General features: G+C 73.4%; 14 protein-coding genes. 10 read left to right on the top strand and 4 right to left on the bottom strand.

Annotation, left to right across the window (positions count from 1 at the left end; genetic code table 11):
- Positions 1 to 43: 43 nt before the first annotated feature.
- Positions 44 to 217 carry a thiazolylpeptide-type bacteriocin gene (locus tag AB0N90_RS30460; RefSeq protein ID WP_037657426.1) on the bottom strand — a complete coding sequence of 58 codons (174 nt, stop codon included), beginning with the start codon at positions 215 to 217 and terminating at the stop codon, positions 44 to 46.
- A gap of 183 nt (positions 218 to 400) precedes the next feature.
- On the opposite strand from AB0N90_RS30460, the gene AB0N90_RS30455 reads away from it, so the two are divergent.
- On the top strand, positions 401 to 1,705 hold the full coding sequence (locus AB0N90_RS30455) for an amidohydrolase (RefSeq protein ID WP_365202072.1): 1,305 nt from the start codon (positions 401 to 403) through the stop codon (positions 1,703 to 1,705).
- A gap of 857 nt (positions 1,706 to 2,562) precedes the next feature.
- Here AB0N90_RS30455 and AB0N90_RS30450 read toward each other — a convergent pair.
- Both AB0N90_RS30450 and AB0N90_RS30445 read right to left on the bottom strand, forming a co-directional pair.
- Complete coding sequence (locus tag AB0N90_RS30450) at positions 2,563 to 3,180, bottom strand: TetR/AcrR family transcriptional regulator (RefSeq protein ID WP_365202071.1); 618 nt, start codon at positions 3,178 to 3,180, stop codon at positions 2,563 to 2,565.
- Between the two features lie 9 nt (positions 3,181 to 3,189).
- A complete protein-coding gene (locus tag AB0N90_RS30445; RefSeq protein WP_365202069.1) occupies positions 3,190 to 4,371 on the bottom strand; it encodes a Glu/Leu/Phe/Val dehydrogenase dimerization domain-containing protein in 1,182 nt (393 codons plus the stop codon).
- A 161-nt stretch (positions 4,372 to 4,532) separates the two neighbouring features.
- Here AB0N90_RS30445 and AB0N90_RS30440 point away from each other — a divergent pair, with 161 nt between their 5' ends.
- Positions 4,533 to 5,699: an MBL fold metallo-hydrolase gene (locus AB0N90_RS30440; RefSeq protein WP_365202068.1), complete on the top strand. Its 1,167-nt coding sequence runs from the start codon at positions 4,533 to 4,535 to the stop codon at positions 5,697 to 5,699.
- Between the two features lie 12 nt (positions 5,700 to 5,711).
- On the opposite strand, the gene AB0N90_RS30435 is transcribed toward AB0N90_RS30440, so the two are convergent.
- Positions 5,712 to 6,380: a TetR/AcrR family transcriptional regulator gene (locus tag AB0N90_RS30435; RefSeq protein ID WP_365202108.1), complete on the bottom strand. Its 669-nt coding sequence runs from the start codon at positions 6,378 to 6,380 to the stop codon at positions 5,712 to 5,714.
- Positions 6,381 to 6,491: 111 nt separating this feature from the next.
- On the opposite strand from AB0N90_RS30435, the gene AB0N90_RS30430 reads away from it, so the two are divergent.
- The 8 genes from AB0N90_RS30430 to AB0N90_RS30395 all read left to right on the top strand — a co-directional run bounded on the left by AB0N90_RS30430 (position 6,492) and on the right by AB0N90_RS30395 (position 13,790).
- Positions 6,492 to 6,905, top strand: coding sequence for a cupin domain-containing protein (locus AB0N90_RS30430; RefSeq protein WP_365202066.1), 414 nt, complete (start codon positions 6,492 to 6,494; stop codon positions 6,903 to 6,905).
- 320 nt (positions 6,906 to 7,225) lie between these two features.
- Entirely contained in the window at positions 7,226 to 9,112 is a 1,887-nt protein-coding gene (locus AB0N90_RS30425) for an ATP-binding protein (RefSeq protein WP_365202065.1), read from the top strand.
- 99 nt (positions 9,113 to 9,211) lie between these two features.
- Positions 9,212 to 9,646, top strand: a complete 435-nt coding sequence (locus AB0N90_RS30420; RefSeq protein ID WP_037657417.1) for a roadblock/LC7 domain-containing protein — start codon at positions 9,212 to 9,214, stop codon at positions 9,644 to 9,646.
- Between the two features lie 2 nt (positions 9,647 to 9,648).
- Positions 9,649 to 10,020 (top strand): DUF742 domain-containing protein, encoded by a 372-nt coding sequence (locus AB0N90_RS30415; RefSeq protein ID WP_037657415.1) that lies wholly within the window; start codon positions 9,649 to 9,651, stop codon positions 10,018 to 10,020.
- A complete protein-coding gene (locus tag AB0N90_RS30410) occupies positions 9,998 to 10,600 on the top strand; it encodes an ATP/GTP-binding protein (protein ID WP_361675863.1) in 603 nt (200 codons plus the stop codon). Before AB0N90_RS30415 ends, AB0N90_RS30410 begins: the two co-directional genes overlap by 23 nt.
- 62 nt (positions 10,601 to 10,662) lie before the next feature.
- Positions 10,663 to 11,238: a GAF domain-containing protein gene (locus AB0N90_RS30405; RefSeq protein ID WP_365202062.1), complete on the top strand. Its 576-nt coding sequence runs from the start codon at positions 10,663 to 10,665 to the stop codon at positions 11,236 to 11,238.
- A 201-nt stretch (positions 11,239 to 11,439) separates the two neighbouring features.
- On the top strand, positions 11,440 to 12,468 hold the full coding sequence (gene tdh, locus AB0N90_RS30400) for an L-threonine 3-dehydrogenase (RefSeq protein ID WP_365202060.1): 1,029 nt from the start codon (positions 11,440 to 11,442) through the stop codon (positions 12,466 to 12,468).
- 128 nt (positions 12,469 to 12,596) lie between these two features.
- Positions 12,597 to 13,790 carry a glycine C-acetyltransferase gene (locus AB0N90_RS30395; protein WP_365202059.1) on the top strand — a complete coding sequence of 398 codons (1,194 nt, stop codon included), beginning with the start codon at positions 12,597 to 12,599 and terminating at the stop codon, positions 13,788 to 13,790.
- Positions 13,791 to 13,796 lie beyond the last annotated feature (6 nt).

Genomic DNA, 13,796 nt, shown 5'->3' with positions numbered 1-13,796 from the left:
AGGTCCCCGGCAGGGCCGGGGACCTTTCCACCGACGTCGGACGTCAGGCGGTGCAGGAGGTGGTGCTGGTGGTGCTGGAGCAGGTGCTCGTGGAGGAGCAGCTCGTGGACGAACCGAGCATGACCTCGCTGGCGTCCGAGTAGTCGGTGATCTCGAAGGTCTCCGACTCGAGGTCCAGGATCTCCTGGGCGAGAGAGGCGAGGGCGTTGTCAGACATGACGACTCCTTCCATGGTGGGGACGGTGCGGTACGGCCGGTCGGGCGGTTCGGACCGCGACCCCTTCCCGCATCCGCGGGAGCGTCACGGCCTTCCGGCTCTCCACAGTTCTACGCGCGTCCGCGTGCACCCCCCTTGCCGTTCGCTGTCACCTCGCTGACACCCGCCCGAGGAGCCACAGACATGAGCACCGAACCCACCCGAACCACCCATGAACTCCCGGGCCTGACCGAGCTGTTGACATCGACCGCCGAGTTCTATCTCGACCTGCACCGCCACCCCGAGCTCTCCGGCGCCGAAGCGCGCACCGCCGCCCGGTTCGCACAGCGGCTGGACGCCGACGGCTTCCGGGTGCTGCGCGGCATCGGCGGGCACGGTGTCGCGGCCGAACTGCGCAACGGGGAGGGCCCCGCCGTCCTGCTGCGCGCCGAACTCGACGCCCTGCCGGTCGCCGAGGCCACCGGCGCGCCGTACGCCAGCACCGCCACCGCCATCGGGCCCGACGGCCGCCCGGTCCCCGTGATGCACGCCTGCGGCCACGACGCCCATCTCGCCTGTGTGGCGGCCGCCGGACGCTGGCTCGCGGCCCGGCGAGACCGGTGGCGGGGCACGCTGCTGTTGCTCGGCCAGCCCGCCGAGGAGACCCTCGGCGGCGCGCGGGCCATGCTGGAGGACGGTCTGTACGACCGTGTCACCCCGCCCGACGAGGTGCTCGCCCAGCACACCGCGCCCTTCCCGGCGGGGATGGTGGCGCACGCCGAGGGGCTGGTGCTGGCCGGCAGCCGCACCCTGTCGGTGGCCTTCGAGGGCGACGGGGGTCACGCGGCCACCGCGCACCTCGCCGCGGACCCGCTGCGGGCGGCGGCCGGGCTGGTCACGCGGCTGCCCGAGGTCGCGGCGGGCGAGAGCGGGCGCCCCACCGTCACCGCCACCGCGCTGCGGGCCGGGGACGCCGGGCACCCGGGGAACGTGGTCCCCGACCGCGCCGAACTGCTTGTCTCCGTGCGCGGGTTCGCCGAGCCGGCCCTCGACCGGGCCGCCGCGGATGTCTCGCGCCTGGCCCACGCCGAGGCCGCGACGGCCGCGCTGCCGCCCCGGGTCACCGTCACCACCGTCTCCCGCTCCGGCGTCACCGTGACCGACCCGGAGGTCACCGACGGCGTCCGCACCGCCCACCGGGCCGCGTTCGGCACCGCCCGCGTCACGGCCTGGCCCCCCGCCCTGGCCACCGAGGACTTCCCGCTGCTGACGGGCACGGGCGCGGATCTCCACGGCCACGGCGGCATCCGGGGCTGCTACTGGATGCTCGGCTCCACCGGCCCCGCCCAGTGGGCCGCGGCCCCCGGCCCCGACCCCGCGGCCAAGCTCCGCGCACTGCCGGCGAACCACTCGCCGCGGTATCTGCCCAGCGTGCGGCTGACGTTGCAGACGGGGATCACGGCGATGGTGACGGGGGCGCTGACACGGCTGGGGGAGGGGGTGAGGTGAAGCGGACGATCGGCCGGGGGCGGCGCTCGGCCGAGGCGGAGCGAGGTGCCGGGCGGCGGACGCCGCTGGTCCGGAGCGGCGCTCGGTGACCAGCCGATGGGGGGGGCGTCAGGGCCCGCGCAGCCTAGGGAACGCCGCCGCTCCGGCGTCGATGGCCGTGATCGGGCACCCGCGCGGGGTGACCGCGAGCGGCCGGGCTCCGGGGCCGACCCGGCGGACGCGGCCAGGCAGCCGGTCGAACCCGGTCGGGGCCTGTGCAGTCCTGGGGGCGCTGCCGCTCCGGCGTCGACGGCCGTGACCGGGCGTCCGTGTGGGGTGGTCGCGTGTGGTCGGGCTTCGGGGCTGACCCGGCGGACGCGGCCAGGCAGCCGGTCGAACCCGGTCGGGGCCCGCGTAACCTCGGGAACGCTGCTGCTCCGGTCGCACCTGGTGAGGGATTGTGCAGCCTCGGGAGTACCGCTGCTCCGGCGCCGTCGCCCACGACCGGACGCCGTGCGGGGTGACCGTGTGTGGTCGGGCTTCGGGGTCGATCGGGTCGCTGTGGCCAGGTGGCCGGTCGAACCTGGTGAGGGATTGTGCAGCCTCGGGAGTACCGTCGCTCCGGCGCCGTCGCTCACGACCGGACGCCGTGGGGGGTGACCGTGTGTGGTCGGGCTTCGGGGGTCGATCGGGTCGCTGTGGCCAGGTGGCCGGTCGAACCGGTGAGGGATTGTGCAGCCTCGGGAGCACCGCCGCTCCGGCGCCGTCGCCCACGACCGGGCGTCCGCGCGGAGTGACCGCGTGCGGCCGGGCTCCGGGGTCGACCCGGTCGGCGTGACCAGGTGCCCGTCGGAACCCGTCCCGCCGGGCCTGCCCTCTCAGGCCCGCCCCGTCAACCTCTCCCGCTCCACGCCCAGTTCCCGGGCCAGTGCCTCGTCCACCCACTCCTGGGCCCGCGCGCGCGGGACCGAGCCCGGGTACGAGGTCAGCTGGACGGCGAGGCCGTCGAGGAGGGCGGTCAGACGCAGGGCCGTGGCCTGCGGGTCGGGGCAGCTGAACTCGCCGGTGCCGACGCCCTCGGCGATGACCTCCGCGAGGGCCGCCTTCCAGCGGCGGTCCAGATCGCGGGTGACCTCGCGCAGCGCGGGTTCGCGCAGGGCGACGGCCCAGCCCTCGATCCACAGCCGCCAGCCCTTGGCCTGACCGGTCGGCGCGTACCAGCGCACCGCGGCCCGCAGCCGGCGCAGCGCGGTCGTCCGCCGCCCGAGCAGCTTGCGCAGATGCGCGAGATCGTCCTCGGCGGCGTGCGCGAACGCGGCGGCGACCAGCTTCTCCTTGGTCGAGAAGTGGTACAGCACCAGCGCGTTGCTCACCCCGAGCGCGGCCGCCACATCGGCGATCCTGACCGCCGCCACGCCCCGCGCCTCGATCTGCTCGACGGCGGCACGCAGCAGCTCCCCCTGCCGCTCGGCCACGCTCAACCGCACTCTCGCCACCCGGTCACCCTAGTGCCGGTACGACCCGAACCGCGCCGCCAGCACCGGCAGCCGGTCGGCCACCACGGCATGGGCCGCCGCGCGAGGTGTCGTACCGTCGCGCTCCGCCCGGTCGAGGGTCAGGGTGAGCAGGGCGCGCATGGAGCGGCGGACATGGGCGAACGCCTCGTCCGCGTCGGCGCCGATGTCGCCGAACAGGGTCCACCACCACCAGGCGTTCGTCGCCGAGTTGACCACCACGTCCGGCAGCACGGTCACCCCGCGCGCCGCCAGCAGTGGCTCCGCCTCGGGCAGTACCGGCATATTGGCGGCCTCCGCGATCCAACGGGCCCTGATCCGGGCCTGGTTCGCGGGGGTGATGGCGTACGACACGGCCGCGGGCACCAGCACCTCCGCGTCCGTCGCCGACCAGGCGGCACCGGGCAGCCGGTGGTCGGCGGGGCGCAGTGCGGAGCGGTCGACGGTGCCGTAGCCGTCCCGCGCGGCGAGCAGCGCCTCGACGTCGAGGCCGTCCGGGTTGGCGATCGTCCCCTCGACATCGGCGACCGCGACCACGCGCAGACCCGCCCGGTCGAGGAAGCGCGCCGTCGCCCCGCCCATGGTGCCCAGGCCCTGCACGGCGACCCGCGTCCCCCGGTACGGCACCCCCGCGCGGTCCAGCGCGGTCAGCACCGACTCGGCCACCCCGCAGCCCCCGGCCAGCTCGTCCAGGCCGATGCCGTCCACCTCGACGGCGAAGGCGTCCGCGAGCCGCGCCCGGGCCGCCGCCTCGTCGTCCAGCAGCGGATACACCGCCTGCACGGTGGAGACGAGGCCCGCCTCGGCCGCCGCCCGGTCCACCAGGTCCTGGGTGAGCCCCAGGTCCTCACCGGTCGTCCAGCAGCTCTCGACGTACGGCCGCACCGCGCGCAGATAGCGCACCAGCAGCCCGTACGCCGCCGGGTCGCGCGGATCGCAGTCGATGCCGCCCTTCGCGCCGCCGAGGGGGACGTAGCGGCTCTCGGGGTCGTAGTGCAGGGCCTCCTTCATGGTCATGCCCCGGGCCAGGCCGGTCACCTCCGCCAGCGTGCAGCCGGGGCGCATCCGCAGCCCGCCGCTGGACACGCCCCGCACCAGCCGGTCCACGACGAGGAAGCCCTGCCGGCCGGTGACATCGTCGGTCCAGGTGAGGGAGATCAAGGGGGCGGTCATCGGCGCTTCCTCGGAGTCGGCATTACTGACTGCCGGGTCAGTATTGGGGGAGGTTGCGCGATCGTCAACGTACTGAATCGGCATTCAGTACGCCGGGCCGTTCCCGGGTTGTCGGATGGGCCGACCATAATGGGGGGCCCAGCACTCAACCGGGAGGTACTGTGACCGGTCCGCGTTCCTCGACCCCAGGGCCCCGTGTGCCGCGCCCGGCGGCCTTCGGTGTGGACCCGGGCGGTGCGCGCCTGGAACGCATCCGCCGCTCCCCGCACTTCAAGGACGGCGTCTTCCAGAACCCCGGCGGTCCCGCGCGCACCCGCCCCTCCGGCTCCACGCTGGACTTCGCGAAGGTCTTCTTCGACAAGGAGACCCGGCCGCTGCGCGCCCCCCGGGGCACCGTCCCGGTGCACCCCACGACCTTCGCGGACCTCGCCCGGCCGCCCGCCACGGGCCTGCGGCTGACCTGGATGGGGCACTCCGGTGTGCTCGCCGAGATCGACGGCCACCGGGTGCTGTTCGACCCGGTGTGGGGCGAGCGCTGCTCCCCGTTCCCCTTCGCCGGGCCCAAGCGGCTGCACCCCGTGCCGCTGCCGCTGGCCGCGCTCGGGGACGTCGACGTGGTGGTGATCTCCCACGACCACTACGACCACCTCGACCTGCCCACGATCAAGGCGCTGGCCGGTACCGACACCGTCTTCGCCGTGCCGCTCGGCGTCGGCGCCCACCTCGAACACTGGGGCGTCGGCCCGGACCGGCTGCGCGAACTGGACTGGCACGAATCGACCCGGGTCGGCGGGATCACCCTCACCGCCACCCCGGCCCGCCATTTCTGCGGCCGCGGTCTGCGCAACACCCAGCACACCCTGTGGGCCTCCTGGGTCGTCGCCGGTGAGGAGCACCGGGTCTACCACAGCGGGGACACCGGCTACTTCGACGGCTTCAGGGAGATCGGCGCCGCCCATGGCCCGTTCGACGCCACGATGGTGCAGATCGGGGCGTACAGCGAGTTCTGGCCGGACATCCATATGCGTCCCGACGAAGGCCTGCGCGCCCATCTGGACCTCCAGGGCGGCGCACCGCACGGCGTGCTGCTCCCGATCCACTGGGGCACCTTCAATCTCGCCCCGCACCCGTGGGCCGAGCCGGGGGAGTGGACCAAGGAGGTCGCCGAGGAGGCCGGTCAGGCGGTCGCCCTGCCGTGCCCCGGCGAGCCCTTCGAGCCCGCCGGAAAGCTCCCGGCCGAGGCCTGGTGGCGAGGCGTGTCCGGCGAGGTCCGCCGCACCTGGCGCTCGGTCGGCGCGCTGGTCGCGGAGCCGCCGAAGCGCGGCTGATCCCCCGGGGTCTCAGCCGCGCGCGGTGAGACCCCCCACCAGGGCCCGCAGGCCGTCGAGATAGGTGTCCTCGGCGGTCAACGGGCCCCACGCGTCGGCGAGTTCCGCCAGGCGTGGCAGTTCCCCCGGGGCGAGGCCGGTGAAGACCTGCTCCCGGTAGGTGGGGCGGTCGTCGTCCGCGCGCCGGCGGTTCGCCGCCGTACGGACCACGATCTCCCCGGCGGTGTAGTACCAGATCGCGCGGTATCCATGGACGGCCCGCTCGGGCGTCAGACCGCAGGCGACGAACCCGTCGACGATCTGCTCGACGAACCACAGCGCCGCGGCGGACAGCAGATCGTCCGCGGTCAGCACCTCCACGATCCAGGGGCAGTCGGCGAGCGCCCGGTGGAGCGCGGCGGCGGCGGTGACGATCCGCTCGCGCGGTTCGGCGGGCATCGCGGTCCGGCGCAGCGTCCGCGCCGCGTGGTCGTCCAGCAGCAGGACGAGCAGCTCCTCCTTGTTGCGGACATGGTGGTAGAGGGCCATCGGCGTACTGCCGATCTCCGTGGCCAGCCGCCGCATGGTGAGCCGTTCCACACCCTCCTCTGCCACGATCCGGCGGGCCGCCCCGAGAACCTCCTCGCGGGTGAAGCGGGGAGGTCGGCCAGGGTTCCTGCGCGGTGCGGACGGCTGCGGCATGCCCTCATCATCCCTCACGGGTCATCCTTCACGGGTCGACAACGGGGGTGCGCCAGGTCTAGTTTTCTTACACGTACAGAAAATCAGAGGCACACCGGAAGGAACACCCCCATGACGACGACACCCCTCACCCCCGTCGACCTGTTCGCCGCCGCGCTGCACATCGACCGGGACGGCCAGGTCGTGGCTTCCGGGCGGCGGACGGCCGGCGGTCCCGGCTCCTGGCATCTCGCGGCGTTCCACGCGGAGACGGACGCCGATGTGCACGCCGACCACTGGGAGATGCACCCGGAGGCCGACGAGGCGGTGTGCTGCCTGACCGGCGCCGTCCGCCTCCACTTCCGGCCCGCCGAGCCGGGCGGTGCCGAGGAGACGGTGCGGCTGCGGGCGGGTTCCGCCGTGATCGTGCCCCGTGGCCGCTGGCACCGGGTGCGGCTGGACGCCCCCAGCGACCTGATGTCGCTCACCCTGCGCCAGGGCACGCGACACGAGCGCATCGAAGGCCAAGGGGAATACGCTCAGTGACATTCGCGAGTGTCCGGGGAGGAGGCCGCGCGGGGTCCGGTGAGCGGTGAACGTCGCCGAACGGGCATGAGCCGAGGTTGGGGGCGGGGGCCGACCCTCCCGCCCCACCTGCTCTTTCTGACCGCTTTTGATCGCACGTTATCGATATTTTTCGACCCGATCGGAGCACAGGCGGCCCGGTTATCGGTCTTTCGTACGGAGCCTCATACCAGAGCGGGACGCTGGGCGGGGGAGTTTGGCAACTGCCCCTCGCACATGAGCCGGAGGCGACTACCGTCAGTGTCCGACCCCAGGCCCGACGGACCAGTACGAGGACGCAGATGTCTCACCTTCGCGCACCGGGCACCCGTGCCGACCGCCGGGAGGGCGGGCGGCACGGGCGGCCGGTCGCCCGACCCGCTCCCGCACTGCCCGAGAGGCACATACGGCCCCAGCTGATGCGGCTCGCCGTGCTGCCCCCGCTCGCGGTCGCCCTCGGCGCCACCGCCGCCGTCCTGTTCACCATCCGCTCCACCGGCGCCCGCACCGGCCCCGTCCTGTGGGCCGTGCTCGGCGGCGCGGTCACCGTGGCCGTCGCGGGCATCCTGATCGCCGCCGTGGCCGCCGACCGGGCCGCCCGCGGGGTCGCCGAGCGCATCGACGCGCTGCGCCGCACCGCCGCCCGCGGCGAGGCCGACCTGCATGAACTCGTGGACGCCCTGCGCCAGGGGGAGGCACCGCCGCAGCGCCCGTCCCGCCGCCGTTCGCCCACCGACGCCGACGACTTCGAACTGCTCGCCGCCGACCTGGCCCGCGCGCACGAGGGCGCCACCGCCGCCGTGGTGCGGGCCGCCCAGCTCTCCAGCCACACGGGCAGCGAGCAGAAGCTGGAGGTCTTCGTCAACCTCGCGCGGCGGCTCCAGTCCCTCGTGCACCGCGAGATCTCCATCCTGGACGACCTGGAACACGAGATCGAGGACCCCGACCTGCTCAAGGGCCTCTTCCACGTGGACCACCTGGCCACCCGGATCAGGCGGCACGCCGAGAACCTCGCCGTGCTCGGCGGCGCCGTCTCCCGGCGCCAGTGGAGCAACCCGGTGAGCATGACCGAGGTGCTGCGCTCCGCCATCGCCGAGGTCGAGCAGTACTCCCGGGTCAAACTGGTGCCCCCGATCGACGGCGAACTGCGCGGCCACGCCGTCGCCGACGTCATCCACCTGCTCGCCGAACTCATCGAGAACGCCACGGTGTTCTCCGCCCCCGGCACCCAGGTGCTGCTGCGCGCGGGTCTCGTCACCTCCGGTCTCGCCGTCGAGGTCGAGGACCGCGGACTCGGCATGCCCGTCGGCGAACAGGCCCGGATGAACGCCCTGTTGGCCGACCCCGACCAGGTCAATGTCGCCAGCCTGCTGGCCGACGGCCGCATCGGCCTCTACGTCGTCTCCCAGCTCGCCCGGCGGCACGGCATCGGGGTACGGCTCCAGAGCAACATCTACGGCGGGGTCCAGGCCGTACTCGTCGTACCCGAGGCGCTGTTGGGGACTCCGCAGGCGGACTGCGCGCCGGAGGCCACCGCCCTGCCGCCCGCGCAGGTCCCGGTGGAACCGCCCGCACAGGTGCCGCCGGTACGGCACGCCCCCGCGCCCGTGCCGATGAGCACAACCCCCGTCATCCACACCGAAGTTCACGCCCACGACGACCCGCCCCCGCTCCCCGTCCGCGGCACCCGTCGCGAACGTCCCACCCCCGCCGAGGCGGTACCCGGCATCCGGGCCCGGCACCGCGCGGTGGTCGAGGAGCACGAGGGCGTCCTGCCCACCCCGCGCCTCGACACGGTGCGCGGCACCATGGCCAAGCCCCGACTGCCGCGCCGCCGCGCCCAGGAGAACCTCGCCCCCCAGCTCCGCGGCGGCCCCGCGCCCCGCCCGGACGGCGACACCCTCGGCGGCCACGACCCCGGGCTGATGGCGGCCTTCCAGCGCGGCATCGGCCTCGCCGAGGCCGCCCCACCGGCGACGGGCGGCGAGCACGCGCACGCCCACGCCGGGTACCCCGGACCCGCGGGGCCCGCCGCCCGCACACCCGCCGAGCCCGCGCGTCTGCGTGTCCTCCACCCCGATCAGGACCCACTCCAAGGACCGTCGGCACCGGGCGACTTGCGCCACATCCACCCCGACCCGTCATCCCTGTCCACCGGCCCGACCGAGGGAAGCGCACCGGCCGGCTGACCCCTCGTACCGGGCCCGTACCGGGCCCCGTACCAGGCCGTACCACCCCCAACCCCCAGCGCTCCCACAGACCTTCGTACCCCAAGGAGTCGATCCACCATGGCGAGCGATGCGCCGACCGCTCACGCATCCGACCTCGACTGGCTGCTCAGCGGCCTCGTGCAGCGCGTACCGCACACCAGCAGCGCGGTGCTCCTGTCCTGCGACGGGCTGGTGAAGGCCGTGCACGGCCTCGACCCGGACAGCGCCGACCACATGGCGGCCCTCGCCTCCGGCCTGTACTCGCTCGGCCGCAGCGCGGGCGTCCGGTTCGGGGACGGCGGTGACGTACGGCAGGTCGTCGTGGAACTCGCCTCGACCCTGCTGTTCGTCACCACCGCCGGATCCGGCACCTGTCTCGCCGTGATGGCGGGCCGCGAGGCCGACGCGGCGGTGCTCGGCTACGAGATGGCGATGCTGGTCAAGAGCGTGCGCCCCTATCTGGTCACCGCCCCCAGGCAACACGCCGCCGACCCCGCGGCGCCGAGGCATTGAGCGTGGCCGCGGCCGGCGACGGGCCCTGGCTGGACGACGCGGCCGGACGGCTGGTACGCCCGTTCACGGTCAGCAACGGCCGCACCGAACCCAGCGTCGCGCTCGACCTGATCTCCCAGGTGATGGCCACCGGGGTCACCCCGCTCGGCTACCTCGGCCCCGAGCACGCCCAGGCGCTCGACCTGTGCCGGGCACCCGTCTCGGTCGCCGAGGTCGCCGCCCACCTGAAACTGCCCGCCGTGGTCACCAAGGTCCTGCTCGCGGACCTGGTCGACTGCGAAGCGCTGACCACCAAGCCCCCCGCGTTCCACCACACTCCCACCGACCGGTCCCTGCTGGAGGCAGTGCTCGATGGACTACGACGACAGCTCTGACCCGTTCCCCACCGCGCTCAAGATCCTGGTCGCGGGCGGGTTCGGGGTGGGCAAGACCACCTTCGTGGGCGCGGTCAGCGAGATCGCCCCGCTGAGCACGGAGGAGCTGCTCACCACGGTCAGCGCCGCGACCGACAGCCTCGAAGGCATCGAGAACAAGATGGAGACCACGGTCGCCATGGACTTCGGCCGCATCTCCCTCGATCCGGACCATGTGCTCTATCTGTTCGGCACCCCCGGGCAGGAGCGGTTCTGGTTCATGTGGGACGAGCTGTCCGAGGGCGCGCTCGGCGCGGTGATCCTCGCCGACACCCGCCGGCTCCAGGACTGCTTCGCCGCCGTGGACTTCTTCGAGGAACGCGGACTCGGCTTCATCGTCGCCGTCAACGAGTTCGACGGGGGCCACCGCTACGACACCGAGGAGGTCCGCGCCGCCATCGACCTCGACCCCGAGGTGCCCGTCGTGCGCTGCGACGCCCGGATCTCCAGCTCCGGCGTGGGGACCCTGCTGGCCCTCGTCCGCCATCTGCTCGCCCACACCCCGGAGCACACGCCGAGCCACGGCGCCGCGCACCGGTGAACCCGACCGACCGCCCACGGAGTTCCCCAGATGAGGCACCCGCACAGCGACGGAGCCCGGCCATGAGCTACGAGCCGCCCCGGCCGGTCCGCGGTCTGCTGCTCACCCCCGAGGACAAGGAGGCCCCCGCCCGCGTCCGGCGGCTGCGGGCACTCGGCCTCGGGGAGCGCCCCGACCCCGCGCTCGACGCCTTCGCGGACCATCTCGCCCGCCGCACCGGCGCGCCCTACGCCATGGTCAACTTCATCGGCGAGGAACGGCAGTTCTTCGCCGGTCTGCGCGTCCCGGCGATCGCCCCGGTGCTGCGGGAGGACGGCAGCGCGGCGCAGTGGGGCCGGACGCTGCCCCGCGACCACGGGTTCTGCCCCCATGTGGTGGTCCGCCGCAAGGCCCTGGTCCTGGAGGACGTCCGCGACTACCCGCGGTTCGCGGGCAACCCCGTCGTGGACGAGTACGGCATCCGCTCCTACCTCGGCGCCCCGCTCCTCGACGGCACCGGCATGACGCTCGGCACCGTGTGCGCCGCCGACACCGGGCCGCGCGCCTGGGGCAGGGACGGACTGGAGACCATCAAGGCGCTGGCCGCCGAACTCGTCGTACGGATCGAACGCAGCGCCCGGGACGGGCTGCCCATCTGACCCTCGGTTCAGCCGACAAGCGGGTCGGTTCATGCGACAAGAGGGGCGTGAAGGAAAGCTGAGGCGGCGGTTAAGAAAAGCTCGATGGATTACGGCGCGCCGATACGGCAGATTGCAGGGTGATTCCACCCCTCTGACCCGGCGCGGGCGCGGCCCTTCGGCATGCCCGCGTACGGGACCTCACGCACAGGAGCCGCACGAGTGAAGGCGCTGGTCAAGGACAAGGCGGAACCCGGACTCTGGCTGACGGACGTCCCGGAGCCCGCGATCGGGGCCGACGATGTACTCATCAAGGTCCTGCGCACCGGTATCTGCGGCACCGATCTGCACATCCGGGCCTGGGACGGCTGGGCGCAGCAGGCGATCAGCACCCCGCTGGTGCTCGGACACGAGTTCGTCGGCGAGGTCGTGGAGGTCGGCGGGAGCGTCACCGACATCCGGATCGGCGACCGGGTCAGCGGCGAGGGCCACCTGGTGTGCGGCAAGTGCCGCAACTGCCTGGCCGGGCGCCGCCATCTGTGCCGGGCCACCGTCGGCCTCGGCGTCGGCCGCGACGGCGCGTTCGCCGAGTACGTCGCCCTGCCCGCGACCAACGTCTGGGTGCACCGCGTCCCGGTCGACCTCGATGTCGCCGCGATCTTCGACCCGTTCGGCAACGCCGTGCACACCGCGCTGTCCTTCCCGCTGGTCGGCGAGGACGTCCTGATCACGGGCGCGGGACCGATCGGGCTGATGGCCGCCGCCGTCGCCCGGCACGCGGGCGCCCGCAATGTCGTCGTCACCGACGTCAGCGAGGAGCGCCTCCAGCTGGCCCGCAAGATCGGCGTGAGCCTCGCGCTGAACGTCGCCGAGGCCACCATCGCCGACGGACAGCGGGAGCTGGGGCTGCGCGAGGGCTTCGACATCGGCCTGGAGATGTCCGGCAGGCCCGAGGCCATGCGCGACATGATCGCCAACATGACGCACGGCGGCCGGATCGCCATGCTCGGCCTGCCCGCCCAGGAGTTCCCCGTCGACTGGGCCCGGATCGTCACCTCGATGATCACCATCAAGGGCATCTACGGCCGTGAGATGTTCGAGACCTGGTACGCGATGTCGGTGCTGCTGGAGGGCGGCCTGGACCTCGCCCCCGTGATCACCGGCCGGTACGACTACCGCGATTTCGAGTCGGCCTTCGCGGACGCCGCCAGCGGCAAGGGCGGCAAGGTCATCCTCGACTGGACCGCGTAACCCGACCGGACCGCGTAACCCGACCCGGACCGCGTAACCCGACCCGGACCGCGTAAGCCGTACGTCACCCGCTCGGCGTACGTCACCCGCCCGGTGTACGCCACCCGCATCACCTAGGAGCTTCTGTCATGTTCGAGACCGTCCGTGACGATCTGCGCACCACCCTCGACGAGATCCGCGCCGCCGGCCTGCACAAGCCCGAACGGGTCATCGGCAGCCCGCAGTCCGCGACCGTCAGCGTCACCGCGGGCGGCCGCCCCGGCGAGGTCCTCAACTTCTGCGCCAACAACTACCTCGGCCTCGCCGACCACCCCGAGGTGGTCGCCGCCGCCCACGAGGCCCTGGACCGCTGGGGCTACGGCATGGCCTCCGTCCGCTTCATCTGCGGCACCCAGGAGGTGCACAAGGAGCTGGAGGCCCGCCTCTCCGCGTTCCTCGGCCAGGAGGACACGATCCTCTACTCCTCCTGCTTCGACGCCAACGGCGGTGTCTTCGAGACCCTGCTCGGCGAGGAGGACGCGGTGATCTCCGACGCCCTCAACCACGCCTCCATCATCGACGGCATCCGGCTCTCCAAGGCCCGCCGCCACCGCTACGCCAACCGCGACCTCGCCGATCTGGAGGCGAAGCTCAAGGAGGCGTCCGGCGCCCGCCGCCGGCTGATCGTCACCGACGGCGTGTTCTCCATGGACGGCTATGTCGCCCCGCTGAGCGAAATCTGCGACCTCGCCGACCGCTACGACGCGATGGTCATGGTCGACGACTCGCACGCCGTCGGCTTCGTCGGCCCGAGCGGCCGCGGCACCCCCGAGCTGCACGGTGTGATGGACCGCGTGGACATCATCACCGGAACCCTCGGCAAGGCCCTGGGCGGCGCCTCCGGCGGTTACGTCGCCGCCCGCGCCGAGATCGTCGCCCTGCTGCGCCAGCGCTCGCGCCCGTACCTGTTCTCCAACACCCTCGCCCCGGTGATCGCCGCCGCCTCCCTCAAGGTCCTCGACCTGCTGGAGTCCGCCGACGACCTGCGGGTGCGGCTGACCGAGAACACCAAGCTGTTCCGCTCCCGGATGACCGCCGAGGGCTTCGACGTCCTGCCCGGCGACCACGCCATCGCCCCCGTGATGATCGGCGACGCGGCCGAGGCGGGCCGCATGGCCGAGCTGCTCCTGGAGCGCGGCGTGTACGTGATCGGGTTCTCCTACCCGGTCGTCCCGCAGGGCCAGGCCCGTATCCGGGTCCAGCTGTCCGCCGCGCACTCCACCGAGGACGTCAACCGCGCGGTGGACGCGTTCATCGCGGCGCGCGCGGAGCTGGCGGCCTGACCAGGG

The organism is Streptomyces sp. NPDC093018, assembly GCF_040684035.1.
Classification (GTDB): Bacteria; Actinomycetota; Actinomycetes; order Streptomycetales; family Streptomycetaceae; genus Streptomyces; species Streptomyces murinus.
The sequence above is the reverse complement of the archived record's forward strand: the minus strand, read 5'-3'. Positions and strand labels throughout refer to the sequence as shown.